The 23,806-nt window shown below is 60.9% G+C and carries 19 protein-coding genes; 7 read left to right on the top strand and 12 right to left on the bottom strand.

Annotated features, from left to right (window positions below):
* Nucleotide 1: 1 nt before the first annotated feature.
* Nucleotides 2-658 carry a tetratricopeptide repeat protein gene (locus TL5118_RS06140; RefSeq protein ID WP_058241799.1) on the bottom strand — a complete coding sequence of 219 codons (657 nt, stop codon included), beginning with the start codon at nt 656-658 and terminating at the stop codon, nt 2-4.
* A 227-nt stretch (nt 659-885) separates the two neighbouring features.
* On the opposite strand from TL5118_RS06140, the gene TL5118_RS06135 reads away from it, so the two are divergent.
* The 3 genes from TL5118_RS06135 to TL5118_RS06125 are packed head-to-tail and all read left to right on the top strand — an operon-like array spanning nt 886 to nt 6,180.
* Nucleotides 886-2,130, top strand: a complete 1,245-nt coding sequence (locus TL5118_RS06135; RefSeq protein WP_058241798.1) for an efflux RND transporter periplasmic adaptor subunit — start codon at nt 886-888, stop codon at nt 2,128-2,130.
* Nucleotides 2,127-5,852, top strand: a complete 3,726-nt coding sequence (locus TL5118_RS06130) for an efflux RND transporter permease subunit (RefSeq protein WP_058241797.1) — start codon at nt 2,127-2,129, stop codon at nt 5,850-5,852. Before TL5118_RS06135 ends, TL5118_RS06130 begins: the two co-directional genes overlap by 4 nt.
* A gap of 31 nt (nt 5,853-5,883) precedes the next feature.
* A complete protein-coding gene (locus TL5118_RS06125) occupies nt 5,884-6,180 on the top strand; it encodes a GNAT family N-acetyltransferase (RefSeq protein WP_058241796.1) in 297 nt (98 codons plus the stop codon).
* 118 nt (nt 6,181-6,298) lie between these two features.
* Here TL5118_RS06125 and TL5118_RS06120 read toward each other — a convergent pair whose 3' ends face one another.
* A complete protein-coding gene (locus tag TL5118_RS06120) occupies nt 6,299-8,119 on the bottom strand; it encodes an ABCB family ABC transporter ATP-binding protein/permease (protein ID WP_058241795.1) in 1,821 nt (606 codons plus the stop codon).
* 251 nt (nt 8,120-8,370) lie between these two features.
* Nucleotides 8,371-10,107 (bottom strand): LysM peptidoglycan-binding domain-containing protein, encoded by a 1,737-nt coding sequence (locus TL5118_RS06115; RefSeq protein ID WP_058241794.1) that lies wholly within the window; start codon nt 10,105-10,107, stop codon nt 8,371-8,373.
* 119 nt (nt 10,108-10,226) lie between these two features.
* On the opposite strand from TL5118_RS06115, the gene TL5118_RS06110 reads away from it, so the two are divergent.
* A complete protein-coding gene (locus TL5118_RS06110; RefSeq protein ID WP_058241793.1) occupies nt 10,227-10,781 on the top strand; it encodes an LOG family protein in 555 nt (184 codons plus the stop codon).
* An 18-nt stretch (nt 10,782-10,799) separates the two neighbouring features.
* Here the strand turns inward: TL5118_RS06110 and rarD are convergent, their stop codons facing one another.
* The 6 genes from rarD to TL5118_RS06080 form a co-directional block, all read right to left on the bottom strand.
* Nucleotides 10,800-11,714 carry an EamA family transporter RarD gene (gene rarD, locus TL5118_RS06105; RefSeq protein ID WP_058241792.1) on the bottom strand — a complete coding sequence of 305 codons (915 nt, stop codon included), beginning with the start codon at nt 11,712-11,714 and terminating at the stop codon, nt 10,800-10,802.
* Between the two features lie 207 nt (nt 11,715-11,921).
* Entirely contained in the window at nt 11,922-12,524 is a 603-nt protein-coding gene (locus tag TL5118_RS06100) for a superoxide dismutase (RefSeq protein WP_058241791.1), read from the bottom strand.
* 313 nt (nt 12,525-12,837) lie between these two features.
* Nucleotides 12,838-13,419, bottom strand: coding sequence for a sarcosine oxidase subunit gamma (locus TL5118_RS06095; RefSeq protein ID WP_058241790.1), 582 nt, complete (start codon nt 13,417-13,419; stop codon nt 12,838-12,840).
* Nucleotides 13,412-16,426, bottom strand: a complete 3,015-nt coding sequence (locus tag TL5118_RS06090) for a sarcosine oxidase subunit alpha family protein (protein WP_058241789.1) — start codon at nt 16,424-16,426, stop codon at nt 13,412-13,414. Before TL5118_RS06090 ends, TL5118_RS06095 begins: the two co-directional genes overlap by 8 nt.
* 62 nt (nt 16,427-16,488) lie before the next feature.
* The gene (locus TL5118_RS06085) at nt 16,489-16,830 is read right to left on the bottom strand and encodes a sarcosine oxidase subunit delta (protein WP_058241788.1); all 342 of its coding nucleotides are present in this window, start codon (nt 16,828-16,830) and stop codon (nt 16,489-16,491) included.
* A 16-nt stretch (nt 16,831-16,846) separates the two neighbouring features.
* Nucleotides 16,847-18,091: a sarcosine oxidase subunit beta family protein gene (locus tag TL5118_RS06080; protein ID WP_058241787.1), complete on the bottom strand. Its 1,245-nt coding sequence runs from the start codon at nt 18,089-18,091 to the stop codon at nt 16,847-16,849.
* Between the two features lie 253 nt (nt 18,092-18,344).
* Here TL5118_RS06080 and ccmI point away from each other — a divergent pair, with 253 nt between their 5' ends.
* From ccmI to TL5118_RS06065, 3 genes are all read left to right on the top strand, one after another.
* Nucleotides 18,345-19,580, top strand: coding sequence for a c-type cytochrome biogenesis protein CcmI (gene ccmI / locus TL5118_RS06075; protein WP_058241786.1), 1,236 nt, complete (start codon nt 18,345-18,347; stop codon nt 19,578-19,580).
* The gene (gene ruvX / locus TL5118_RS06070; protein ID WP_058241785.1) at nt 19,577-20,041 is read left to right on the top strand and encodes a Holliday junction resolvase RuvX; all 465 of its coding nucleotides are present in this window, start codon (nt 19,577-19,579) and stop codon (nt 20,039-20,041) included. The genes ccmI and ruvX overlap by 4 nt, the downstream gene beginning before the upstream one ends.
* Nucleotides 20,042-20,113: 72 nt before the next feature.
* A complete protein-coding gene (locus tag TL5118_RS06065; RefSeq protein ID WP_058241784.1) occupies nt 20,114-20,344 on the top strand; it encodes a DUF1289 domain-containing protein in 231 nt (76 codons plus the stop codon).
* A 78-nt stretch (nt 20,345-20,422) separates the two neighbouring features.
* Here TL5118_RS06065 and TL5118_RS06060 read toward each other — a convergent pair whose 3' ends face one another.
* The 3 genes from TL5118_RS06060 to dusA form a co-directional block, all read right to left on the bottom strand.
* A complete protein-coding gene (locus tag TL5118_RS06060) occupies nt 20,423-21,400 on the bottom strand; it encodes a calcium-binding protein (protein WP_058241783.1) in 978 nt (325 codons plus the stop codon).
* Between the two features lie 201 nt (nt 21,401-21,601).
* Nucleotides 21,602-22,426, bottom strand: coding sequence for a sulfite exporter TauE/SafE family protein (locus TL5118_RS06055; RefSeq protein ID WP_058241782.1), 825 nt, complete (start codon nt 22,424-22,426; stop codon nt 21,602-21,604).
* 192 nt (nt 22,427-22,618) lie between these two features.
* Nucleotides 22,619-23,614: a tRNA dihydrouridine(20/20a) synthase DusA gene (gene dusA, locus TL5118_RS06050; protein WP_370701672.1), complete on the bottom strand. Its 996-nt coding sequence runs from the start codon at nt 23,612-23,614 to the stop codon at nt 22,619-22,621.
* Between the last annotated feature and the right edge of the window lie 192 nt (nt 23,615-23,806).

The following is a 23,806-nucleotide window of genomic DNA, read 5'->3' as shown; positions in this document are numbered from 1 at the left end:
CTCACGCTTCGGAGCGGTCGCCCCCAAGCGCTACAATCAACTGAGTTGCGCGACGACGCAAGCCTGCGCTTGCTTCGGCATCCGCGGCAATCCGCTCAAGCCGTTCCAATGCGGCGGCGGTGTCACCGGCTTCAACCTCAATCAGGGCCAGCTGTTCTTCGGCCAGCAGGCGCAGCGGCGACGAGGTTTGGATCAGCCCTTCAAGCACCGCGCGGCGCTCATCGGCGGCCATATCACTGCCTTTCAGCAGCACGGATTTGAACCCGGCGATCTGGCGGTAGATAGCATCAACATCACCGTTGGAAGCCAATGCATCCAGCAGGCTGGCGGCCTCAGTGTTGTTGCCAGCGGCCTGCAGTTCCGAGGCACGCTGAAGGATCAAAACCGCCCCCGCCATGGTGCCTTCGGCCGATACATCTGCCAGTGCAGCAGCGCGGGCGGCGGGATCTTCGGCCTCCAGCGCGGTCATGATTCCATCGCCAAGCGCCTGCGCCGCTGCGCGATCCTGCGCTTTGTTGTATTCATTCCACGAGGCGCCGCCAACAATGGCCACAACACCCACAACCGCAATCCAGCCATAGCGACGGATCATGCCATAAAGCCGGTCACGGCGCACTTCTTCGCTGACTTCTTCAATGAAACTATCGGTTTCGCTCACGGCACTGCCCCCTTGGTTTGGTTTCTCTTAGCGCTTTGGCACGCCACTGCCAAGTACCCGCAACATTGGGCTGCGGCAGGTTGCCACTATCGGCTTGCAGCGACTAGGCGTCAGGGATAAACTGAACTAAAACGTTCAGAACGGTTCAAAGGACCTTGCAATTGATCGCGACGCGGCCAACTAACGTACTATCTGAACAGAAGTAATTTAGTCTAAGGACCCCGTAGATGCGAATTGTCCCAGTTTTGACCGCCATTGCGGTGACAGTAACACTGTACCTATTGATCATGGAGCGTGAGACGCTCATGGCCTTTGCCCTTGGCCAAGAGGAGGTGAGCGCGGAAGACACCACGGCAATTCCTGCTAAAGACAGCGCCCAAATGCAAGCAGTAGCGCAAAACCTTGTTCGGGTCGTGGTGCAGAGCTCTGAAAGCGAAGAGATCGACAGCGCCGTTCAGCTGCGCGGTGAGACCGAAGCCGCGCGTCAGGTTCAAGTGATGGCTGAAACCACGGCTGTGGTGATTTCCGACCCGCTTCGCCGCGGGTCTTTTGTTGAGGCGGGACAGGAAATGTGCCGCCTTGATCCCGGCACCCGTCACACCAATCTGGCGCAGGCCCAGGCCGATCTGGCCAACGCCCGCGCCCAGGTGCCCCAAGCGCAGGCCCGCGTGAAAGAAGCGCAGGCCCGTTTGGACGAGGCCCAAATCAACGACAACGTGGCCAAGAAACTGTCGCAAACCGGTTACGCTTCGGAAACCCGTGTTGCTGGAACCCAGGCCGCTGTGGTCTCGGCTGAGGCTGGCGTTGAAGCCGCTCGTTCCGGTCTTGAAACCACGCAGGCCGGCATTCGCGCCGCTGAGGCGGCAGTTGCGGCGGCCGAAAAAGAGATTGAGCGCCTGACGATCAAAGCGCCTTTCGCGGGCCTCCTGGAAACCGACACAGCTGAGCTGGGCAGCCTTCTGGGGGCTGGCGGCGTTTGTGCCACCATCATCCAGCTGGATCCGATCAAGGTTGTTGGCTACGTGCCGGAAACGCAGGTCCACCGGGTGTCGCTCGGCAGCCTTGCCGGTGCCCGCCTGACCGATGGTCGCGAAGTGCGCGGCCGGGTGACCTTCCTGTCGCGTTCGGCAGACCCTGAAACCCGCACCTTCCGCGTTGATATCGATGTTGCCAACGCTGATATGTCGATCCGCGATGGTCAGACGGCAGATATCCTGATCGCTTCGGCCGGTACGATGGCACACCTGCTGCCCGGTTCGGCGCTGACGCTAAACGACAAAGGTGATCTGGGTGTGCGGATTGTCGAGAGCGGCAATATCGTGGCCTTCAAACAGGTCAACCTGATGCGCGACACCAGCGAAGGTGTCTGGGTCACCGGATTGGCGGACAAGGTTGATGTGATCGTTGTGGGTCAGGAATTTGTGATCGACGGCGTGAAGGTTGAGCCCACCTACCGGGAGGCCGCACAATGACGGGTATCGTCGATTGGGCCGCATCCCGTGCGCGGATGGTGCTGGCCTTTGTTCTGCTATCACTGCTGGCTGGGGGCTTTGCCTATTCCAGCCTGCCCAAAGAGGGCGAACCGGATATTGAAATCCCGGCGCTCTTCGTGTCGGTCCCCTTCCCCGGCATTTCGGCCACTGACGCGGAAACGCTGCTGGTCAAGCCGATGGAAACCGAACTGGCTGATCTGGACGGGCTGAAAGAGATGTCCGCCACCGCCGCCGAAGGCTATGCCGGTGTGGCGCTGGAATTCGAGTTTGGCTGGGACAAGACCAAGATCATGGCCGACGTGCGCGATGCCATGTCGAAAGCCGAGGGCAACTTCCCCGCCGGTTTTGAGAGCTATTCGGTCAATGAGATCAACTTCTCTGAGTTTCCGATCCTGATCGTCAACCTGACCGGTGATGTGCCGGAACGGACGATGTACCGGGTGGCCAAGGATCTGCAGGACAAGCTGGAAGCGCTGGATTCAGTGCTGGAGGCAGGCATTGCAGGCAACCGCGATGAGATGGTCGAGGTGATCATCGATCCGCTGCGTCTGGAGAGCTACAACGTCACTGCGGGTGAATTGATCAACGTTGTGACCAACAACAACATGCTGGTGGCCGCCGGTGAAGTGGACACCGAACAGGGCTCCTTCGCGGTGAAGATCCCATCAAGCTTTGATGAGCCGCGCGACATCTATTCGCTGCCGGTGAAAATCAACGGCCAGCGGGTTGTGACCCTTGGCGATCTGGCTGAGATCCGCCTGACCTTCGAAGACCGTCTGGGCACCGCGCGCTTCAACGGCGTCAACACCGTGGCGCTGCAGGTGGTCAAACGCAAAGGCTACAACATCCTCGACACCACCAAGTTGGTGCGTCAGGTGATCGATGAAGCTAGCGGCGAATGGCCTGCGGATCTGCAGGCCGCGGTTGAAGTGGGCACCTCCAACGATCAGGGCCGCATCGTGGGCTCGATGGTCAGCCAGCTGGAAGGGTCAGTTCTGACCGCGATTGCGCTGGTGATGATCGTGGTTCTGGCCGCCCTGGGCAGCCGTGCCGCCCTGCTGGTGGGCTTTGCGATCCCGACCTCCTTCCTGTTGTGTTTCGTCCTCTTGGCGATCATGGGGATCACCATCTCCAACATCGTGATGTTCGGTCTGATCCTTGCGGTGGGCATGCTGGTGGATGGCGCCATTGTCGTGGTGGAATATGCTGACAAGCGCATCAAAGAGGGCACAGGCCCGATGCACGCCTATGTCGAGGCCGCCAAACGCATGTTCTGGCCGGTGGTCAGCTCAACCGCGACAACGCTCTGTGCCTTCCTGCCGATGCTGTTCTGGCCGGGCATCCCGGGCCAGTTCATGGGCATGCTGCCGGTGACGCTGATCTTCGTTCTGTCGGCTTCGCTTGTAGTGGCGCTGATCTATCTGCCGGTTCTGGGTGGTGTGTCGGGCCGGTTGAGCCGGACTTTCAGCAACCTGTCGGAATGGCTGAAACGCAAACTGCCCTGGTGGATTGCCCGCGCCGCGTTGGTGCCGCCCTCGATCATGCTGATCTTCACCGGTGCCATGCAGCTGTTGAACCCCAACTATGTGGTTGCAATGGGCGAAGGTGGACTGGCCAATCTGCTGGTGGGTGGCGTGATGTTCATGACCGGCGCCTTTGCTGCCTCGGTCACGCTGGGCGCTGCCGAAATCCACTGGAGCCGCAAGCGCATCAAAGCCGGCCACAAACGCACCCTCTTTGGCTATTTCATCAAAGCAATTGCCGGCAACCCGGTGATGCCGATTGTCTCGGCCGTTGTGGTGATCGGCTTTGTGATGCAGGTGTTCAGCTACTTCGGGGAAAACAACAACGGTGTTGAATTCTTCGTAGAATCCGAACCGGAAATGGCGATCGCCTATGTGCGGGCCCGTGGCAACCTCTCGATTGAGGAGAAGGATGATCTGGTCAAACAGGCCGAAGATATGATCCTCGCCCACCCCGGTGTTCTCAACGCCTTTGCCTTTGCAGGCGAAGGGGGCCTCAGCAACAACACCGGTGGCGCGCAACCGCCCAGCGATACCGTCGGGCAGGTCCAATTCGAAACCATTCCGTGGGAAGACCGCGCCGACCGTCCGGATCTGGATGGTGACGTGGTGCTGGATGAGCTGACCGCGCAGCTGGATCAGATCCCTGGCATCAAAATCGAAATCCTCGCCGCATCGCGTGGGCCTGCCTCGGCCAAACCGGTGCACCTGCGTCTGAAATCGGACAACTGGGATAACCTGTTGCTGGCAACGCAAACCGCCAGCGCCAAGTTCAGTGATACGCTGGCCCTGGAGCTGGTCGAAGACACCCTGCCCCTGCCCGGCATCGACTGGCAGATTGACGTGGATGTCGAAAAAGCCGGCCGCTACGGCGCCGATGTGGCCACGGTTGGGGCCATGGTACAGCTGGTGACCCGCGGGATCCTGCTGGACACCATGCGCGTCGACAGTTCGGAAGAAGAGATTGAGATCCGTGTGCGTCTGCCCGAAGAAGACCGGGTGCTGTCGACGCTGGACACGCTGAAGGTGCGCACCCAGGACGGTCTGGTGCCGCTGGCCAACTTCATCTCGCGCAAACCTGTGGCCAAACTGGCCACCATCGACCGGGTGGATCAGAAACGCTACTTCGACGTGAAAGCGGCTGTCACTGATGGCTATGTCAAAGCGATGGACGGTGAGGCGCAGCTGGGCTTCCTGCAGCAGGTTGCAGCGGGCGAAGGCACTGTCATCGCCCCCGATGGCACCCAGTATGTGATCGCTGAGGCCGCAGATCCCGATCTGCTGAAATCCACTGTTGAGGCCGGCGATGCAACCTTTGTCGTCGTCACCCCTGCGGAACGGATTGAGGCGCTGACCGCCTGGCTGGGCACCAATCCGATCCCGGAAGGCATCGCTTGGGAATGGACCGGTGATCAGGAAGACGAAGCGGAATCTCAGGCCTTCCTCAGCCAAGCCTTCGCCGGTGCGCTGGCGTTGATGTTCATCATCCTCCTGGCGCAGTTCAACTCGATCTACAACTCGGTGCTGGTTCTGTTGGCGGTGGTTCTGTCGACCACGGGTGTGCTGATCGGCATGTTGGTGATGGACCAGACCTTCTCGATCATCATGACCGGGACGGGCATCGTGGCGCTGGCCGGGATCGTAGTGAACAACAACATCGTTCTGATCGACACCTATCAGGAATACAGCCAGTACATGCCACGGATTGAAGCCATTGTGCGCACCGCCGAAAGCCGCATCCGTCCGGTGCTGCTGACCACGGTGACCACGATGGCGGGTCTTGCGCCGATGATGTTCGGCCTGTCGCTTGATTTCATGGGCGGCGGCTACACCGTCGACAGCCCCACCGCACTGTGGTGGAAACAGCTGGCCACGGCTGTGGTCTTCGGTCTGGGCATTGCCACTGTGCTGACGCTGGTCTTCACGCCCGCGATGCTGGCAATGCGTGTCTGGTTCACCACCTATGTGCTGTGGATCGCCCGGGCGCTGCAGGCGCTGTCGCTTGGGCGTGGCAGCCGTGCGGCGCAGGACATGGCGCTGCGCAGTGCCGCCCGCAAGGTCAAATCGCCCGAGCTGATCTGGGAAGACGATGAGCCTGAGCTGTTTGAGGTGATCTCCGACAATGAGGAAACCACGCCGGAGCCGCCCAAAGGGGGCAAGCTGGCAGCTGCTGAATAAAGAACAGGCCGGGGCAACCCGGCCTTTTCTTTTGCCCCCATTTCTTTTCTGCCCTGTGCCTGTACCACGCTACCCGCTGCGCGACTTTCTGGCGCTGGCGGTGCATCCGATCCATCAGGGCAAGAGTGCAGGCGCCGCACTGGTTGCCGCAGCGGAACAGCGCCTGCAGGACGCAGGCGCCCGTCTGTTAATTGTGGACACTTCAGGCACCGCGGATTTCGCAGCAACCCGCCATTTCTATCGCCAGAACGGCTATGAAGAAGAAGGCCGCATTCGTGATTTCTGGGCCGCCGGCGATGACAAGGTGATCTTCCGCAAACCGCTCTGATCCTGCGCACCCGCAAACAGCAAAAGGGCGGTCCAAAAGACCGCGCCTTTCAATGTTCTGCAAATACTCTGGGGGTGGCCCGTCAGGGCCGGGGGCAACGCCCCCTCATCCACCCAAATCAGGCGGCATCCTGCTCATTGGCCTGACGGTGCCAGAGATGGGCATAACGCCCCTGACGCGCCAGCAGCTCCGCATGGGTGCCCTGCTCCACCACCTCGCCTTTTTCCAGCACCACGATCTGATCCGCTTCGGCGATGGTCGACAGGCGGTGGGCGATAGTGATCACCGTGCGGCCTTGGCCTGCACGGGCCAGCGCATCCTGGATTTCCTGTTCCGTATCCGTGTCCAGTGCCGATGTGGCCTCATCCAGCAACAGGATCGGCGGGTTTTTCAACAGGGTGCGCGCGATGCCAACCCGCTGTTTTTCACCACCGGACAGTTTCAGCCCACGCTCGCCCACAGCGGTGTCATAGCCTTCTGGCAGGGCCATGATGAAGTCATGGATCTGGGCGGATTTGGCGGCGGCGATCACATCCTCTTCGGTGGCGCCATCACGGCCATAGGCGATGTTGTAGCGGATGGTGTCATTGAAAAGCACCGTGTCCTGCGGCACCACGCCGATCTGCGCGTGCAGGCTCTCCTGCGTGATGTCGCGCACATCCTGCCCGTCGATACTGAGGCTGCCACTGTTCACATCATAAAAGCGGAACAACAGCCGCCCGATGGTAGACTTGCCCGACCCAGAGGAGCCGACAATCGCCACAGTCTTGCCCGGCGCAACATCCAGTGAGACGCCGTTCAGGATCGGCCGTTCCGCGTCATAGCCAAACTGCACGTCTTTCAGCTGCACATGGCCGCCGTTCACTTTCAGTCCAGGGGCCTGGGGCTTGTCGGTAACCTCAGCCGGTTGTTCCAGCAGGTCAAACATCTCCCCCATATCCACCAGCGCCTGGCGGATTTCACGGTAGACCGTGCCAAGGAAGTTCAATGGCATGGTGATCTGGATCATGTAAGCATTGACCATGACGAAATCGCCCACGGTCAGATCGCCGCGCTCCACACCCACTGCGGCCATGACCATCACTGCAACCAGACCACCGGTGATCAGCAGGGACTGACCGAAGTTCAGAAACGCCAGTGAGTATGAGGTCTTGAGCGCCGCCTTTTCATAGCCCGCCATCGAGGCGTCATAACGTGCCGCTTCGCGCTTTTCCGCGCCGAAATACTTGACCGTTTCAAAGTTCAGCAGGCTGTCGATCGCCTTTTGGTTGGCGTCCGTGTCCTGATCATTCATCACCTTGCGCAGCTTCACCCGCCATTCGGTCACGGCAAAGGTGAACCAAACATAAAGCGCGATGGTCAGCGCCACTACGGCCAGATACCAGACATCAAAGAGGAAGAACAAAACCCCCGCGATCATCAACAGTTCCAGCACCAGCGGGCCGATGGAAAACAGCAGGAAGCGCAGGAGGAACTCAACCCCCTTCACACCGCGTTCGATCACACGGCTGAGGCCACCGGTTTTGCGGGTGATGTGATAGCGCATCGACAGGCGATGGATATGGGTGAAGGTTTCCAGCGCAAGTTGGCGCAGGGCCCGCTGCCCCACAGCGGCGAAAATCGCATCGCGCAGCTGCTGGAACCCGTTCGACATCAACCGCGCCCCGCCATAGGCCAGCGTCAGCCCAACCGCGCCGATAGCCAGTTGCGATGTGGCATCCCCCGCCAGTGAATCCACCGCATTTTTGTATAGCAGTGGCGTCCAGACCGCGACAACCTTGGCCAGCAACAGCGCCAGCATGGCAAAAACCACCCGGTATTTCACCCAAGACAGCTTGGGGTCGGAGGGCCAGAGGTAGGGCGCAACCCGGCGAATGGTGCGCCAGCCCGAAAGCTGTTCGTTGTTCAAGTTGGAAGCAGTGTGCTGAAGGCGGCGCATGTGGGTCCTTTCTGGCTGGCACACAAAAATAGGGGAGCATGCGGTGTTTGACCAGTAGAGGGGCCTTTTCTTTGCCCTGCACAGATGCGCAGCGGGGGCTTCATCGACGCATACCCGACAAAAACCATACGCCAGTGGGGCTAAGTTCGCTGTTTTTGCGGTTCCCCAAACAGAGGAAGAGCCGCCCCAATGGGACGGCTCTTAGGTTTTCGGGCCGTTGCGGGCCATCGTTTGTCAGACCAAGCTGGCGCTTATTCCGGCACGGTGAAGATCTGGCCCGGATAAATCAAGTCCGGATCCCGGATCAGGCCACGGTTGGCCTCAAAGACCCGCACATACAGGATCCCGTCCCCGTAAGCGTCACGCGCAATCGCCCAGAGCGTATTGCCCGGCTGCACCGTCACCACACGCACCGGCGGCACGCTGGGGCTGGCATCGGGATCGGCCGCTGTTGGCTGAGCGCCGCTGTCGGTATTGGCGGCGACGATGGTTTCCTCGGCCTCGCGTTTGAACGGGGTTTCTACACGTGAGGTCACTTTGCCCTCACCGTCCAGCTGATCCACACGCAGGGTGTAGATGCCCGGTGCAATGTCATTGAGCACCAGCGTCCAGCTACCACTGTCACCAACACGGCCCTCCCCCACAGCAGCGTTGCTGAGGTAGACGCGCAGGAAGGCGCTAGCGGCGCCACGGCCGGTCAGTTCCACCGCACCCGTTTCGCTGTAGCTGATGGCATCCAGAACCAAGGCGCTGGCCTCAGCCGCAGCTGCGGGCTGCACCACTTTGACGCCATCATCACCCGCGATGATCACCACGGGGGCTGCGGGTTCGGCATCTTCCGCAACGGGTTGCGGGGCGGGCTGAGGTTCGGCGTCGGCTGCCGGGGTTTCGGCGCTGGCGGGGGTCTCAGATGCTGTAGGTGCCGCGCTTTCGGTGGCCGGTGTCTGGGCTTCTGCGCTTTCTTCCGGGGCAACCTGAGCCTCAGCCACAACGGTGGTTTCGGGTTCCGGCGCAGGGGTGACCGCCGGGGTCTGAGCGACAGCATCAGCGGCAGGTTCTGCGGGTACTTCAGTCGGAGCCTCAGCAGGAGTTTCAGGCGCAGGTTCTGGCGTGACCTCCACCGCTGCGGTCTCAACCGGGGTGTCCGGGGTTGCCACAGGCTCTGCCGGGGTTTCGGTGACCGCTTCCGCAGCCTCCGCCGTTTCGACCGCCGCAGCCTCCGCAGGGGTCTCAACCGATGTCACAACTGGGGTTTCCGGGGCTTCCTGCGCGACCTCTGGTGCCGCCTCTGCCGGGGTCTCAGCCGTTGTCACTTCAGCCGTGGCTGCCTCAGCAGTTTCAACAGCGGTCTCAGGCGTTGCCACCTCTGCGGCCTCAGCCACAACGGTTGGCGCCGGTGCGATGATCACCTGATCGGTTGAGCGCACGGAGACATCGCCAAGACGCAGCAGCAGCGCCATCACACGCGGCTGATCCGAGGTTTCGATAGACAGGAAGGCGGCGAATTTTCCATCAGACCCGGGCTGGGCCGTGTGGATCACCACTTCATTCAACAGAATATCCACGTCGCTGCCGCTGACGGCCTGACCGGCAACCAATGTGGTGCCATCGGCCTCAATCCGGACCACGTCAAAGCTGGGGGCGTCTGGCAGGACGGGCGCAGCTTCGGGTGTGGGTTCTTCAGGCGTGGCCTCTGCCGCCTCTGTCGTCTCCGTTGCGGGTTCTGGCGCTGGCTCAGGTGCGGGTTCCGGCGTTTCCGCAGGCTCAGACTGCGCCGGCGTTTCAGCCGCATCCGCAGTTTCCACCGGTGTGGTCTCAATAGGCGCGGTTTCTACTGGCGTCGCCGTCGCCGGTTCCTCAGTGACATTGGCAGGGTCTTCGCGGTCAAATACGCCCAAGCCAAAAAGCGCCGCCACCAGAGCCACAGCCGCCCCGGCACCGTACAGAATGAGTGGTTGGCCCGCGGCCGCCCCGGTTTCTTTGGTCATCTTTTTCCTTCCCCCAAGCCCGCCGCTCTGACGTGGAAATCAGCAGATCAGAGCAGTTGAGCAGCCCCTTGAACAAGGGTATCAGAGGTCACAAGCACGATTGTCATAGGAAAATCAAGATGATTACCCCTTCCGTTTGCGTCTTTTGTGGCTCCCGTCCCGGGAATGACACGGCCTATAGCGCCGCTGCCGAAGAAGTGGGCCATGCGTTAGCGCATAACAACTGGCGGCTGGTTTATGGCGCTGGTGATGTCGGCCTGATGGGCACAGTGGCCCGTGCGGCCCAGACCGCGGGCGGCGAAACCTTCGGCGTGATCCCCACCCACTTGATGAAAGCAGAGGTCGGCAAGACCGATCTGTCGAGCTTTGTGATCACCGAAAATATGCATGAGCGCAAAAAAGTCATGTTCATGAACTGCGATGCAATTGTGGTTCTGCCCGGTGGTGCAGGTTCATTGGATGAGTTCTTTGAAGTGCTGACATGGCGCCAGTTGCAGCTGCACCAGAAACCTATTTTCCTTTTGAACACCAATGGGTTCTGGGACCCTCTTGTGGCGCTGATCGATCATGTGATCGCGCAGGGGTTTGCCAGCCAGTCCCTGCGGGAACTGATCCGCACGGTCGCCACCCCAGAGGAGCTGGTAGTAGGACTAAAAAGCGCCCTGCCCGCCTGAGGCACACTCAGCCAGAGATTACCCGCCAGTGCGGCGGGCCTGCCAAAGGCTCGCCCCGCTGTAAAGCGCCAGCGCCGCCCAGATGATCGGGAAGGCAATGGCGTGCCACGGCCCAAAGGGTTCGGCAAAGACCAGTGTGGCCACCAGAAACTGCAGCGTTGGGTTCAGATATTGCACCAGCCCCACCGTCGCCAGTTGAACGCGCTTGGTGGCAAAGGAAAACAGGATCAGCGGTGTTGCGGTCAGCGGACCTGAGATCATCAGCAATGCGATGTCCCGCGCCCCATTGCCCCAGACCGACCCGCCCCCGGCCCAGACCTGCCACAGAATGATCAGCGCCACCGGGCTGAGCAGCAAAACCTCAACCGTAACCGAGACGACCGGGCCCAGCGTCAGCTTCTTTTTGATCACACCGTAAAGGCCGAAGGTCACCGCGATCAGCAGCGACACCCAGGGCGCAACGCCCAAGCCCCAGGCCAGGATCGAGACAGCCAGAACCGCCAGCGCCACCGCCCCCCATTGCAACCGCCCCAGACGTTCGCGGAAAAACACCACCCCCATCAGGACCGAGACCAGCGGGAAGATGTAATAGCCCAAGGATGCTTCGGTGGCTTTGCCAACCTGAATAGACAGGATGAACATGAACCAATTGGCACCGATCATCAGCGCTGCCACCAGCAACGTAAGGGTTTGACGCGGCTGACGCAGAACCCCGCCCACCAAATGCAGACGGCCCTGCACCAGCAGGACAAGGGCAAAAAACACACAAGACCACAGCGTCCGGTGGCTGAGCACCTGCAAGGGCGGCAGATGCGACAGCAGCTTGTAAAACAGCCCCGACAGGCCCCAGACCACACAGGCCGACACCAGCGCCAGAACGCCCAGTTTTGCGGCAGAGTTGTCGGTGGCAGTGTCTTGGGGATTGGCGGTCATCTGAGGGCTCTCCTTCGCCCGCAGACATTCTGATTTGATCAACTGTTGTGCAAGCGAAATCGACCGGATTGGATACAATTTCACGGGTCACAGCGGATCACACTTGGACCCCACCGATACGCTGCCCTGCCCCCATTCCGCCACCTCACAAAAGAAAAGCGCCCCACCAAAGGCAGGGCGCTCAAACTCAGATGCAACGATTAAGGCTTAGCCCAGACGCGATGCAACGTTTTCCCAGTTCACCAGCTTGTTCAGGAAGTTATCCAGGTAAGCCGGGCGCTTGTTGCGGAAGTCGATGTAGTAGGAATGTTCCCACACGTCGCAGCCCAGCAGCGCGGTCTGGCCGAAGCACAGCGGGTTCACACCGTTTTCGGTCTTGGTCACTTTCAGCGAACCGTCTTTGTCTTTCACCAGCCAGGCCCAGCCCGAGCCGAACTGGCCAGCGCCAGCAGCAGCAAATTCGGATTTGAAGGCGTCAACCGAACCAAAGCTTTCAACGATGGCTTTTTCCAGCTCACCCGGCATGGCGTTGCCGTTCGGGCCCATCATTTCCCAGAACTGGTTGTGGTTCCACAGCTGCGAGATGTTGTTGAAGATGCCGTTCTGGGCAACTGCATTGGCGTCATAGGTGCCAACAATGATCTCTTCCAGGGATTTATCCGCCCACTCGGTGCCTTCGATCAGCTTGTTGCCGTTCACAACATAGGCGTTGTGGTGCAGGTCGTGGTGGTATTCCATCGTCTCTGCAGACATGCCCAGATCGGCCAGAGCGTCGTGCGCGTAGGGAAGGTCGGGAAGTTCAAATGCCATGGGGATGCTCCCTGTTCTTTTTGCAAGTTTCCGTTGGCCCTAGATGTGACAACTCACGCCGAAAGGTCAAGCGTTTGGGTCAGGTTTTTCCGCACAATCTCTGAGCGCTGGCGAAACAATGGCTGCCCCCTACGATCAAACGCGCTTTGGGGCGCTGCCCCCTTGGCCTGCCGGCCAATTCCCCCGGAGTATTTCAGGAACGATAAAAGGGAAAAAGCGCCAGCAGGGGTACGCCGCAAAAAACCCTGCCTGTAAGGTGTGAGTGGATCTCACGCAGGCAGGGCTTGGGTGCTATAGTGGTGGCGGAGGGCGTTTAGCCGAAGTGGCCGACCTCACCCCCTGTTTCTGCTGAAACGCTCAGCAGATCGAAGGTGTATTGCGCCACGGAGCGGAAACAGATCACCTGCATCACACCCTCTTCCGGGGTCCAGAAGGCACCGGCCACCTGCGCCAGGCGGGAACGGCGGATGTCGCCCTTGCCAAAGGCGGCGGGGCTGAAATCGACCGGTGCCAGTTTCGCCATCACGTCGCGCACCGCCCCATCCGCGCCGGAAAGGCGGAAGAAGGCGCGGGCATCGGACACATCCGCAACCAGCGCATGTTCACCTTCCAGTGCGGCGTTCAGCTTTGCCACCGTGGCGCCGACCTGATCGTAATCGACCAGGACCAGCAGTTCATCCGGCGACATCCAGGCAACTGAGCCGCCTTTGCCGGTGGAGATCTTGCGCTGTTTCGGCAGTGCCAGGCCCACGGCCTTTTTCACCGCAGCGGCAAAGCCTGCGCTGTCGAAATCCCCGCGCAGGGTGATCATGCCCTGCGGGCCAAGTTCCTCAACCCGCACAAAGCCGTCAGATGATGCGCCCGAGAGCGCGGTTTTCAGCAGGGCCTCAGACATTCTGCTTCTCCCCGTCCTTGTCGTAGAAGACCGGATCGCAGATCCGCGCCTTGTAGATTGTGCCATCGGTGCCAGGGATTTCCAGCACCTCGCCCATGCGATCCGGCCCGTTGTGAACCAGCGCCATAGCGATGCCTTTGCCCAGTGTTGGCGAGTGATAGGTCGAGGTCACGCGGCCCTGGGTGTTGCGCTGGCCGTTGGCATTGTTGCCGCTGGCGGGCACATAGGCGCCATCGGGCAGCACCGCGCCATCGAGCGTTTCCAGACCCACCAGTTTCCAGCGGTTCGGATCGGCCATATGGCTGCGCAGCTGGGCGCGTTTGCCAAGGAAGTCCTCTTTCTTCTTCGAGATCGCCCAGTTCAGCCCCAGATCCTGCGGGATCACGGTGCCGTCGGTTTCGTCCCCGATCATGATGAAGCCTTTTTCGGCCCGCATCACGTGCAGCGCCTCAGTGCCGTAGGGCATGACGTTGAACTCTGCGCCCGCCTCCAGCAGCTTGTCCCAGAGCGCGCGGCCCAGCGAAGCAGGCACCGCAATTTCATAAGACAATTCGCCTGAGAAGGAGATCCGGTACGCCCGCACCGGGATGCCCGCCAATTCGCCATCGGCCCATTCCATGAACTTCAGACCGTCTTTGGAGACTTCCATGCCACCCAATTTTTCCAGCACCTCACGGGCCTTCGGACCCACCACGGCGATCTGAGCATATTGCTCGGTCACATTGGCGGTGTAGACCTTCCAATCCCACCATTCGGTTTGCAGCCATTCTTCCATGTGACCGTGGATGCGATCGGCCCCGCCGGTGGTGGTGTGGCAGAGGAAGGTGTCCTCATCAATGCGGGCCACAACCCCGTCATCAATCAGGAAGCCGTTTTCGTTACACATCAAACCGTAGCGGCATTTGCCCGGTTTCAGCGTCGACATCATGTTGGTGTACATCATGTCGAGGAACCTGCCCGCATCGGGGCCTTTGACGATGATCTTGCCCAGGGTCGAGGCATCCAAAAGCCCCAGCGCGGCGCGGGTCTGGTTGATTTCCCGGCTGACCGCCTCGGCATGGCTTTCGCCCTGACGTGGGTAGCAGTAGGGGCGCCGCCAATGACCCACCGGTTCAAAGAAGGCGTTCTGTTCTTCGTGCCAGTCGTGCATCGGGGTGCGGCGCAGCGGCTGGAAGGTTTCCGCACGCGCTTCACCCGCAATGGCCCCCATTGAGATCGGGGTATAGGGCGGGCGGAAGGTGGTGGTTCCGACCTGCGGAATGTCCACGTTCAGCGAATGCGCAAGGGTGGCCAAGCCGTTGATATTTGACAATTTCCCCTGATCGGTTGCCATGCCCAGCGTGGTGTAACGCTTGGTGTGTTCAACGCTTTCATAGCCTTCCTGCGCCGCCAGCATGACGTCAGAGACCTTCACGTCGTTCTGGTAATCCAGGAAGGCCTTCATCCGCAGCGCCGGACCGGCGCCCTGTGGCATCAGCCAGACAGCGGCGGGGTTGGCCTCGGCCAGGGTTTCGCCTGCGGGGGCTTCGGCTTTGGATTTAGGTTTGAGGCCAGCCGCGGTCACGGCGCTGAGGCCTGCCTCAGTGGCGTCTTTCAGAATGGCGCCAAGGTCAAATTCACCGTTGGCGGCACCGGCCACTTTGACGAACCCCTGCCCTTCGGCGCCCAATGGGGGACGGTTGGGATCGGGGCGGAAATGGGCCTGAGCCTCATCCCATGTCAGCTTGCCACCGCAATGGGACCACAGGTGCACCACCGGCGACCAGCCGCCGGACATGGCCACGGCGTCACAGGTGATTTCCTCCAGCACCGCGCCTTCGCCAGCTTGCGTGCAGATCGCAACGCCGGTGACACGTTTGCCGCCTTTGACCTTGCTGATCGCCTTGCCGTTTTCGACGCGGAAACCCTGTTCGCGGGCCAGTTCGGCCAGCTTGCCGCCGCCTTCGGGGCGGGCATCCAGAATGACCGGCACCTCAAGCCCGTGACGTTTCAGCGTGAAAGCGGTGCGATAGGCGTCATCGTTGTTGGTGACCACAACCACACGATCCCCGGAGGAGACACCGTAGTTGACGATGTAGTCACGCATGGCACCGGCCAGCATAACGCCGGGGATGTCGTTGCCCGCAAAGCTCAAGGGGCGTTCGATGGCGCCGGTGGCGGTAACGATCTGGCTGGCGCGGATGCGCCACAGGCGATGCCGCGGGCCGTCCTGATCCGGCGTGTGATCCGTCAGACGTTCATAGCCCGTCAGGTAGCCGTGGTCATAGACCCCTGCCCCCATCATACGGGTGCGGAGCGTGACGTTTTCCATCGCCTGCAGTTTGGCAACTGTGGCGTCGATGAAGTCATCAACCTTCTCACCTTCAACGGTGCCGCCATCCACTGGCGCGCGGCCACCCCAATGGGCGGTCTGTTCCATCAACAGAACCTTGGCGCCGGCCTCTGCCGCAGCCAAGGCGGCCTGCAGCCCCGCCACACCGCCGCCGATCACGGCAACGTCGAAGAAGGCATAGAAATGCTCATAGCGATCGGCATCACGGTCTTTCGGCACCCGGCCCAGACCGGCGGACTGACGCACGATGGGTTCAAAGACGTGTTTCCACGCCGCCCGCGGCGCCATGAAGGTCTTGTAATAGAAACCAGCCGGGAAGAACCGCGCCAACTTGTTGTTTACCGCGCCGATGTCAAATTCCAGGCTGGGCCAGTGGTTCTGCGAGGAACAGTTCAGGCCGTCAAACAGCTCGGTCGTGGTGGCGCGCTGGTTCGGTTCGAACTTGGCGCCAAGGCCCAAGCCCACCAGCGCGTTCGGCTCTTCCGCGCCCGAGGCGACGATGCCGCGCGGACGGTGGTATTTGAACGAGCGGCCCACCAGCATCTGGTCATTGGCCAAAAGGGCTGAGGCCAGCGTGTCGCCTTCGAAGCCGTGGAACTGCTTGCCGTTAAAGGCAAAGCGGACCTGTTTGTCCTTGTTGAGAAGGCGGCCGCCTGTGGAGAGACGTGTGCTCATGTCTTAAGCCTCCTTGCCCGGTTGCAGGGCGGGGAATTGAGTATTTTTGGCAAGATGAAAGGTCATTGGTCACTGCCTTTCAGATCGCGCCACTCCCAGCCGGGGCGTTTGGCGCTGATTTTATCCTGCAGTTCCTGCGGCGGTTCAAAGACCTGCGCGCTGTAGGTGCCAAAAACCTCAAGCGTATTGGTGCAGCGGGCGGCGTGGAACCACTTGCCGCAGCCGTTCACATGGCGCCAGCGTTCGAAATGCACGCCTTTGGGGTTTTCGCGGTGGAACAGGTAGCCTTCGAACTCTTCATCCGAAGAGCCGGGACCGAAGCGTTTCAGATGCGCCTCGCCACCGGCGTGCAGTTCGGTTTCTTCGGCGTCAACGCCGCAATAGGGGCAGTGAAGGATGAGCATATCGTGAGGTTCCTTCTTAGTGGGCGACGCCGGCCGCGACGCTTTCGTCGATGAAGCGGCCTTCGGAGAAGCGGTTGAGGCCGAATTCCTCGGTCAGGGGCGAGTGGCCTTTGGCCATCAGTTCCGCCATGGCCCAGCCGGAGCCGGGGATCGCCTTGAAGCCACCGGTGCCCCAGCCGCAGTTGACGAAGATGCCATCTACCGGGGCTTTCGACAGGATCGGCGAGCGGTCACCGGTCATATCCACGATGCCACCCCATTGGCGCAGCATTTTCAGGCGCGAGATCATCGGGAAGGTTTCCACCAGCGCCCGCACGGTTTCCTCGATATGGTGGTAGGAGCCGCGCTGGGTGTAGTTGTTATAGCCGTCGGTGCCGCCCCCGATGACCATTTCGCCCTTGTCTGACTGGCTCATGTAGCCATGCACGGTGTTGGCCATGACCACCACGTCCATGCAGGGTTTGATCGGTTCTGAGACCAGCGCCTGCAGCGACAGCGATTCAATTGGCAGACGGAACCCGGCCATTTCGGCCAGCACGCCCGAATGGCCCGCAACCACCATGCCCAGCTTGTCACAGTCGATCGCGCCTTGGGTGGTGTCAACGCCAACCACCTTGCCCCCTTCGGAGCGCACACCGGTCACTTCGCATTTCTGGATGATGTCCATGCCCATCTGTGAACAGGCGCGGGCATAGCCCCAAGCCACCGCATCGTGACGCGCGGTGCCGCCGCGTTCCTGCCAGAGGCCGCCCAGAACCGGGTAGCGCGGACCATCGATGTTGATGATCGGCACCAGCTCCTTGACGCGCTCAGGACCAATGAACTCGGTCTTGACGCCCTGCAGCGCATTGGCATGGGCCGTGCGCTGGTAGCCGCGCACCTCATGTTCTGTTTGCGCCAGCATGATCACGCCACGGGGGCTGAACATCACGTTGTAGTTCAGATCCTGGCTCATCGTCTCATAAAGAGAGCGCGCCTTTTCGTAGATCGCCGCCGATGCATCCTGCAGGTAGTTAGAGCGGATGATCGTGGTGTTGCGGCCTGTGTTGCCGCCGCCCAGCCAGCCCTTTTCCAGCACAGCCACATTGGTGATGCCGAAGTTTTTGCCAAGATAATAAGCGGTTGCAAGGCCGTGGCCACCGGCACCAACGATAATCACATCGTATTTCTTTTTCGGCTTGGGTGAAGCCCAGGCGCGTTCCCAGCCGGTGTGATACCGGGCTGCTTCGCGGGCAATGGCAAAGGCGGAATATCGTTTCATGGGGCGTCTTTCACGTCGAATCCGGGGATTGAGGTCTTGTTCCTGTTTGACCGGATTGCGACATCTGCCCCCGTTTCCAAGCGTCATATTTCCGTCTGGTTGCGACATGGCGCTGCCGCAGCGGGCATTTCAGGGGATTTTGCCGCCGATCACAGTTGCGACAAGAGCGCCCCCTGCCCGATTTCGCGGCACTTTGGGGTTTTTCCTAACGGGGTGGCGGTTTACATCTGTCACAACTGTAGCTGGAGGCCACATGACATTCTGGATCATCATCACCGTACTTGCCCTTGCTGTGTCAGGGCTGATGGGTTTGGCGCTGCTGCGCGGACGGGTGGGCGATGAGCCACCAGCGGCCTTTGATCTGCGGGTCTATCGCGCCCAGCTGAAAGAGGTGGACCGGGATTTGGCCCGCGGTGTGGTCAGCGCAGAAGATGGCGAACGGACCAAGGCCGAAATCTCACGCCGTATTCTGGCGGCGGATGCGCAGTTGCGTGAAGGCGGCGAAACCGGTGGACAGCCAGCGCTAGCGGGCAAGGCGCTGGCGGTGATCTGCACCCTGTTTCTGGTTGGCGGTGCGCTGTGGCTTTACAATGACATGGGCGCGCCGGGCTATCCCGATCAGGGGTTGGAGGCGCGGCTGACGCTGGCCGATGAGGCCCGCAAAAACCGCCCCAGCCAGGCCGAGGTTGAGGGGCGTCTGCCCCCCTCGCCCGCGATGGGCGATGTCAGCCCGGAATATCAGGAGCTGATGACCAAACTGCGCGCCGCCGTGGCGGAGCGCCCGGATGAACTGCAGGGCCAACAGCTGCTGGCGCGCAATGAGGCGGCGCTTGGCAATTTCGTGGCGGCGCATCAGGCGCAGGCCAAAGTGGTGGAGCTGAAGGGCGATCAGGTCCGTGCCGGTGATCTGACCGATCTGGCCGACATGATGATCCTGTCGGCAGGTGGTTTTGTCTCACCTGAGGCAGAGCGTGTGCTGATGCGCGCGCTGGAACTGGATCCCAGCAACGCCGTGGCGCGCTATTACATGGGGCTGATGTTTGCCCAGGTGGGCCGTCCCGATGCGACCTTCCGCACCTGGTCGCGCCTACTGAACGAAGGCCCGGATGACGCGCCCTGGATCACCCCGATCCGTGGCCAGATCATGGAGGTCGCGCGGCTGGCCGGTGTGCAATATGAGCTGCCCCCGGTTGGTGGCACCGACGCAGCGCCGGGCCCGGATGCCGATCAGGTGCGCGCCGCGCAAGAGATGAGCGAAGAAGACCGTCAGGAGATGATCCGCGGTATGGTTGCAGGGCTGGCGGAGCGACTGGCCACCGATGGCGGCACCCCGGAGGAATGGGCGCGGCTGATCTCGGCATACGGTGTTCTGGGTGAAATGGCACAGGCGCAGGCGATCTACCAGGAGGCACTGACCGTCTTTGCCGAGGTGCCAGAGGCCTTGCAGCTGATTGAGGCTGGCGCGGAAAATGCAGGACTGCGACAATGATTTATGAAACCGAACAGGAAATGGCGGCAGCGCTGTCGCCGATGCAGCCTTTGATGGGGCTGGATCTGGGCACCAAGACCATTGGGGTTGCGGTCTCTGACGTGCTGCGGTCTGTCGCGACGCCGGTGGAAACCGTAAAGCGCAAGAAATTCGGTGTGGATGCGGCACGCCTGATGGAGATCTGCAAGGACCGGCAGGTCGGCGGTATCCTCCTGGGCCTGCCGCGCAACATGGATGGCAGCGAAGGCCCACGCGCCCAATCCACCCGCGCTTTTGCCCGCAACCTCAGCCAGCTGACCGATCTGCCCATCGGCTTCTGGGATGAGCGCCTGTCGACCGTGGCCGCCGAGCGTGCGCTGCTGGAGGCTGACACCTCACGGGCGAAACGTGCGGAAAAGATTGACAACGTGGCCGCCTCCTTCATTCTGCAGGGGTTTCTGGACCGGCTGCGGAACCTCTGAGGGGGTGAACGAACAGCTGGCCGGATGAGGCCCCACCCAACAGGCACCTGCCTAAACGAGAGTAGCCCCTGGATGAACCAAGTCTGGCGACGCGATGAGATTGAGAGCCCCTGTGTGCAGATCTGTGTGATGCACCCGGAGGAGAAGATCTGTTTGGGCTGTTATCGCAGCATTGAGGAAATCAGCGCCTGGTCCGGCATGACGCCGGATCTGCGCAGCGCCATCATGGCCGATCTGCCAGAGCGTAAATCACGCCTCAAGAAACGTCGCGGCGGCCGTGCCGGCCGGGTCCGCAAAGCCTGATCCTGAGCAGAGCCCCCAATAGAAAAAGCCGCGCCATCCGAAGGGACGACGCGGCTTTTCTACTGTGTTGTGAGGGCCTTAAGCGGCGGTGATCCAGTCAGCCACCGGGGTCAGCACCACGTCGGTTACGGTCAAGGTGCCATGGGCGCCCTGCACCACTGCGGCCACCACACCGTCAATCAGAATCTCAGCATCGGCAGGCGTGGTGCCCGACTGCTGCAGCGTGATCACAGGCGGGGTGGTATCGGCGGCGTTGTAGTTCAGCACGATCACGTCCTGACCACGCACATAATCGGTAATGGTCACGTCCTGATCGATCCAGGTGCCCAGCACATGCATGTCAGCGCCCGCACCGCCGGTCAGCGTGTCACCGCTGCCAGCCAACAGGGTGTCATTGCCTTCGCCGCCATCCAGCAGATCCGGGTCATGCACATCGCTGTCGCGGAACCCGGTGTCGGCAGAATCAACGGCCAGATAGCCCTGCAGCGCATCATTGCCCGCTTCGCCGTAAAGCGTATCCATGTCCGCGCCGCCGTCCATCAGGTCATTGCCCGCGCCACCATAAAGCGTGTCATTACCCGCTTCACCCAGCAGCGCGTCATTACCATCTTCACCTGCCATCACGTCGGCGCCATTGCCACCAAACATCAGGTCATTGCCGTCTGCGCCCGCCATGAAGTCATAGCCGTCGCCTGCCAGCAAGGTGTCATTGCCTTCGTCGCCTTCCAGACGGTCATTGCCAAGACCACCCTGGATCACGTCATCGCCGGAACCACCGCGCAGATCATCATTGCCTTCGCCGCCGTCCACCTGATCACGGCCGACACCGGCACGGATCGTATCCATGCCCTGGCCGCCATTGATGGTGTCATCGCCCCCCCGGCCCAGAATGTCATCCGCGGCGTAGGTGCCCTCCATCAGGTCATTGCCTTCGGTGCCCTCACCAGAGCCAACGAAATCCGGCCCGCTGTCTGTGCTGTCGTCGCTGTCCTCATCAAAGAGGGTCACAATGCCGGCAATCCCGGCAAGTCCAAGTAGTGCATAAAGAGTTAACATAATAGCAGCCCCTAGAATTCACACTTTTAGGCGTAGGACACACCATCCAAAGTTGCAACATGTAAAGAAATCGACGGGGCTATTTGGAAACAAAGGGCGGAACGACTTGTAATCGTTGCCATTCCGCCGACAATTTTCCGTCATCCCCCGTCATCCTAGGCGCGATCACGGAGGTGTTTCAGGCCTGTTTACCGGTAAGGCCTACCAGCCAAGCGCCTTGCGCAGCATGTTGAGCGCCACCAAGGTCAGGAACAGCGCAAAGACCCGTTTCAGCGGTTTGGGATCCATCGCATGGGCCAGTTTCACCCCCCAGGGGGTGGTGATCAGCGTCATGGCGATGGTCACCGCAAAGGCCACCAGATTGACCGCGCCGATGGTCAGTGGCGGGCGATGTGCGGCGTCAATCGGCAGCAACAGGAACCCGATGACCGAGGGCACCGCGATGATCACGCCAAAGCCCGCAGCCGTCGCCACCGCCCGGTGGATCGGCGTGTTGAACAGGCTCATCAAAGGCACGCCAAAGCTGCCCCCGCCGATGCCCATCAGCACCGACAGGAAACCCATGGCAGGTGACAGGATCACCCGCCCCAGCCCCTTGGGCATCGCCTGGCCCAGCCGCCATTCCGCACGGCCAAACCCCATGTAGAGGCCGATCACCAGCGCCAGCACGCCAAAGATCCCCTGCAAAGTGGTGGAGCGCAGCGAGGCCGCCACCAACATGCCAAGGATCGCACCGACCACAATGCCCGGCCCCCAGCCGCGCAGGATCTCCCAGTCAACGGCGCCTTTTTTGTTGTGGCTCATCACCGACCGCAGTGAGGTCACGATGATCGTCGCCAGTGAGGTCGCCAAACACATCTGCATCAACTGAGGCCCACCATAGCCAAGCGTCTGAAATGCATAGAAATAGGCAGGCACCAACACGATACCGCCACCGACGCCCAACAGGCCCGCCAGCACGCCGGCCAGCGCACCGATGACCATCAACAGCCCCAGCATCATCAACAACAGATCCATTTCTGGCATCGGGGTCCCCTCTTCTGTCCCGTCCGTCTCGCAGCGGTCACATGTTGACCTCTCTGACAGGTACCAAAACACCGCTGCACATCCCGCGCAGACTTAGACCGGGTTTTCGGAAAAACCACAATGGCGCAGCGAAAAAATGCCTTGGCTGGACGTTTTACCGGCTTTCTTTGCCCGACATTGGCTCAGCTGCCGTCAGGCGGCCACAGGCAAGGCGGCCAGCGCCTCTTCGACCAGTTCCGGTCCCATGCCGGGCTTATGGGCGTTTTCCGAGAGGATGCGACGCCACTGGCGGGCGCCGGGGTTGCCGGCAAAGAGCCCCAGCATATGGCGCGTGACCTGCCCCAACTTACCGCCGCCACTGACATGCAACTCAATATAGGGCAGCATCTGGCGCACCACATCCACCGGATCCGTGGCCTGACCGGTGCCATAAATCAGCGGATCCGCCTGACACAGCACATCGGCAGGCTGGTGATAGGCCGCCCGCCCGATCATCACCCCGTCAAGGCCGCGCGCCAGATGATCCTGTGCCTCAGCCAAAGTGGTGATGCCGCCGTTGATCGAGATATGCAGATCCGGAAACTGCGCCTTCATCCGATGCACCAGATCGTAATCAAGCGGCGGAATATCGCGGTTTTCCTTTGGGCTCAGCCCCTGCAGCCAGGCCTTGCGGGCATGGATTGTGATGCGTTTACAGCCGGTTGCAGCAACTTTCTCAATGAAGTCCGGCAGCACGACCTCAGGATCCTGATCATCCACGCCAATGCGGCATTTCACCGTGACCTCGACCGAGACCGCATCCTGCATCGCCTTGACGCAATCCGCCACCACACCGGGGGAGCGCATCAGCACAGCGCCAAAGGTGCCCGATTGTACCCGATCCGAGGGGCAGCCGCAGTTGAGGTTCACCTCATCATAACCACGCTCCTCACAGAGTTTGGCTGCAGCCGCCAGCTCCGCCGGATCAGATCCCCCCAGCTGCAGCGCAACCGGGTGCTCTTCGTCATTGAAGTCCAGCAAATGCATCGCCCCACCCCGCACCAGCGCCGGTGAGGTGACCATTTCGGTGTAAAGCAGCACCTCCTTCGACAGCAGCCGATGCAGATAGCGGCAATGGCGATCCGTCCAATCCATCATCGGGGCAACGCTTAAACGTGCACTTTTCTCGATATTTTTGTCTTTATTTATAGTCACTATAAGTTCCAAGACTTCGGCGTCACACCTTCTAGCACACAAGATCAGCAAAAATGAGCCACAAGATGTAGTCGGAACAACAAAAGTTGATCCGAAATGTTGTTTGTTGTTCCGCTCTTTCCGCCCCAAGCTAGGCTCAGGACTCATAGCCAGTAAATAACGAGTGCGGCGAGAGCGATGGCTGAC

This window comes from Thalassovita autumnalis (assembly GCF_001458255.1).
GTDB classification, from domain to species: domain Bacteria; phylum Pseudomonadota; class Alphaproteobacteria; order Rhodobacterales; family Rhodobacteraceae; genus Thalassobius; species Thalassobius autumnalis.
This window is presented reverse-complemented; position numbering and strand designations above follow the sequence as displayed.

Coding starts and splice junctions, on each gene's coding strand:
- TL5118_RS06135 (WP_058241798.1), top strand. CDS start 886: ATGCGAATTGTCCCAGTTTTGACCGCCATTGCGGTGACAGTAACACTG.
- TL5118_RS06130 (WP_058241797.1), top strand. CDS start 2,127: ATGACGGGTATCGTCGATTGGGCCGCATCCCGTGCGCGGATGGTGCTG.
- TL5118_RS06120 (WP_058241795.1), bottom strand. CDS start 8,119: ATGCGCCGCCTTCAGCACACTGCTTCCAACTTGAACAACGAACAGCTT.
- TL5118_RS06115 (WP_058241794.1), bottom strand. CDS start 10,107: ATGACCAAAGAAACCGGGGCGGCCGCGGGCCAACCACTCATTCTGTAC.
- TL5118_RS06110 (WP_058241793.1), top strand. CDS start 10,227: ATGATTACCCCTTCCGTTTGCGTCTTTTGTGGCTCCCGTCCCGGGAAT.
- rarD (WP_058241792.1), bottom strand. CDS start 11,714: ATGACCGCCAATCCCCAAGACACTGCCACCGACAACTCTGCCGCAAAA.
- TL5118_RS06100 (WP_058241791.1), bottom strand. CDS start 12,524: ATGGCATTTGAACTTCCCGACCTTCCCTACGCGCACGACGCTCTGGCC.
- TL5118_RS06095 (WP_058241790.1), bottom strand. CDS start 13,419: ATGTCTGAGGCCCTGCTGAAAACCGCGCTCTCGGGCGCATCATCTGAC.
- TL5118_RS06090 (WP_058241789.1), bottom strand. CDS start 16,426: ATGAGCACACGTCTCTCCACAGGCGGCCGCCTTCTCAACAAGGACAAA.
- TL5118_RS06085 (WP_058241788.1), bottom strand. CDS start 16,830: ATGCTCATCCTTCACTGCCCCTATTGCGGCGTTGACGCCGAAGAAACC.
- TL5118_RS06080 (WP_058241787.1), bottom strand. CDS start 18,091: ATGAAACGATATTCCGCCTTTGCCATTGCCCGCGAAGCAGCCCGGTAT.
- ccmI (WP_058241786.1), top strand. CDS start 18,345: ATGACATTCTGGATCATCATCACCGTACTTGCCCTTGCTGTGTCAGGG.
- ruvX (WP_058241785.1), top strand. CDS start 19,577: ATGATTTATGAAACCGAACAGGAAATGGCGGCAGCGCTGTCGCCGATG.
- TL5118_RS06065 (WP_058241784.1), top strand. CDS start 20,114: ATGAACCAAGTCTGGCGACGCGATGAGATTGAGAGCCCCTGTGTGCAG.
- TL5118_RS06060 (WP_058241783.1), bottom strand. CDS start 21,400: ATGTTAACTCTTTATGCACTACTTGGACTTGCCGGGATTGCCGGCATT.
- TL5118_RS06055 (WP_058241782.1), bottom strand. CDS start 22,426: ATGCCAGAAATGGATCTGTTGTTGATGATGCTGGGGCTGTTGATGGTC.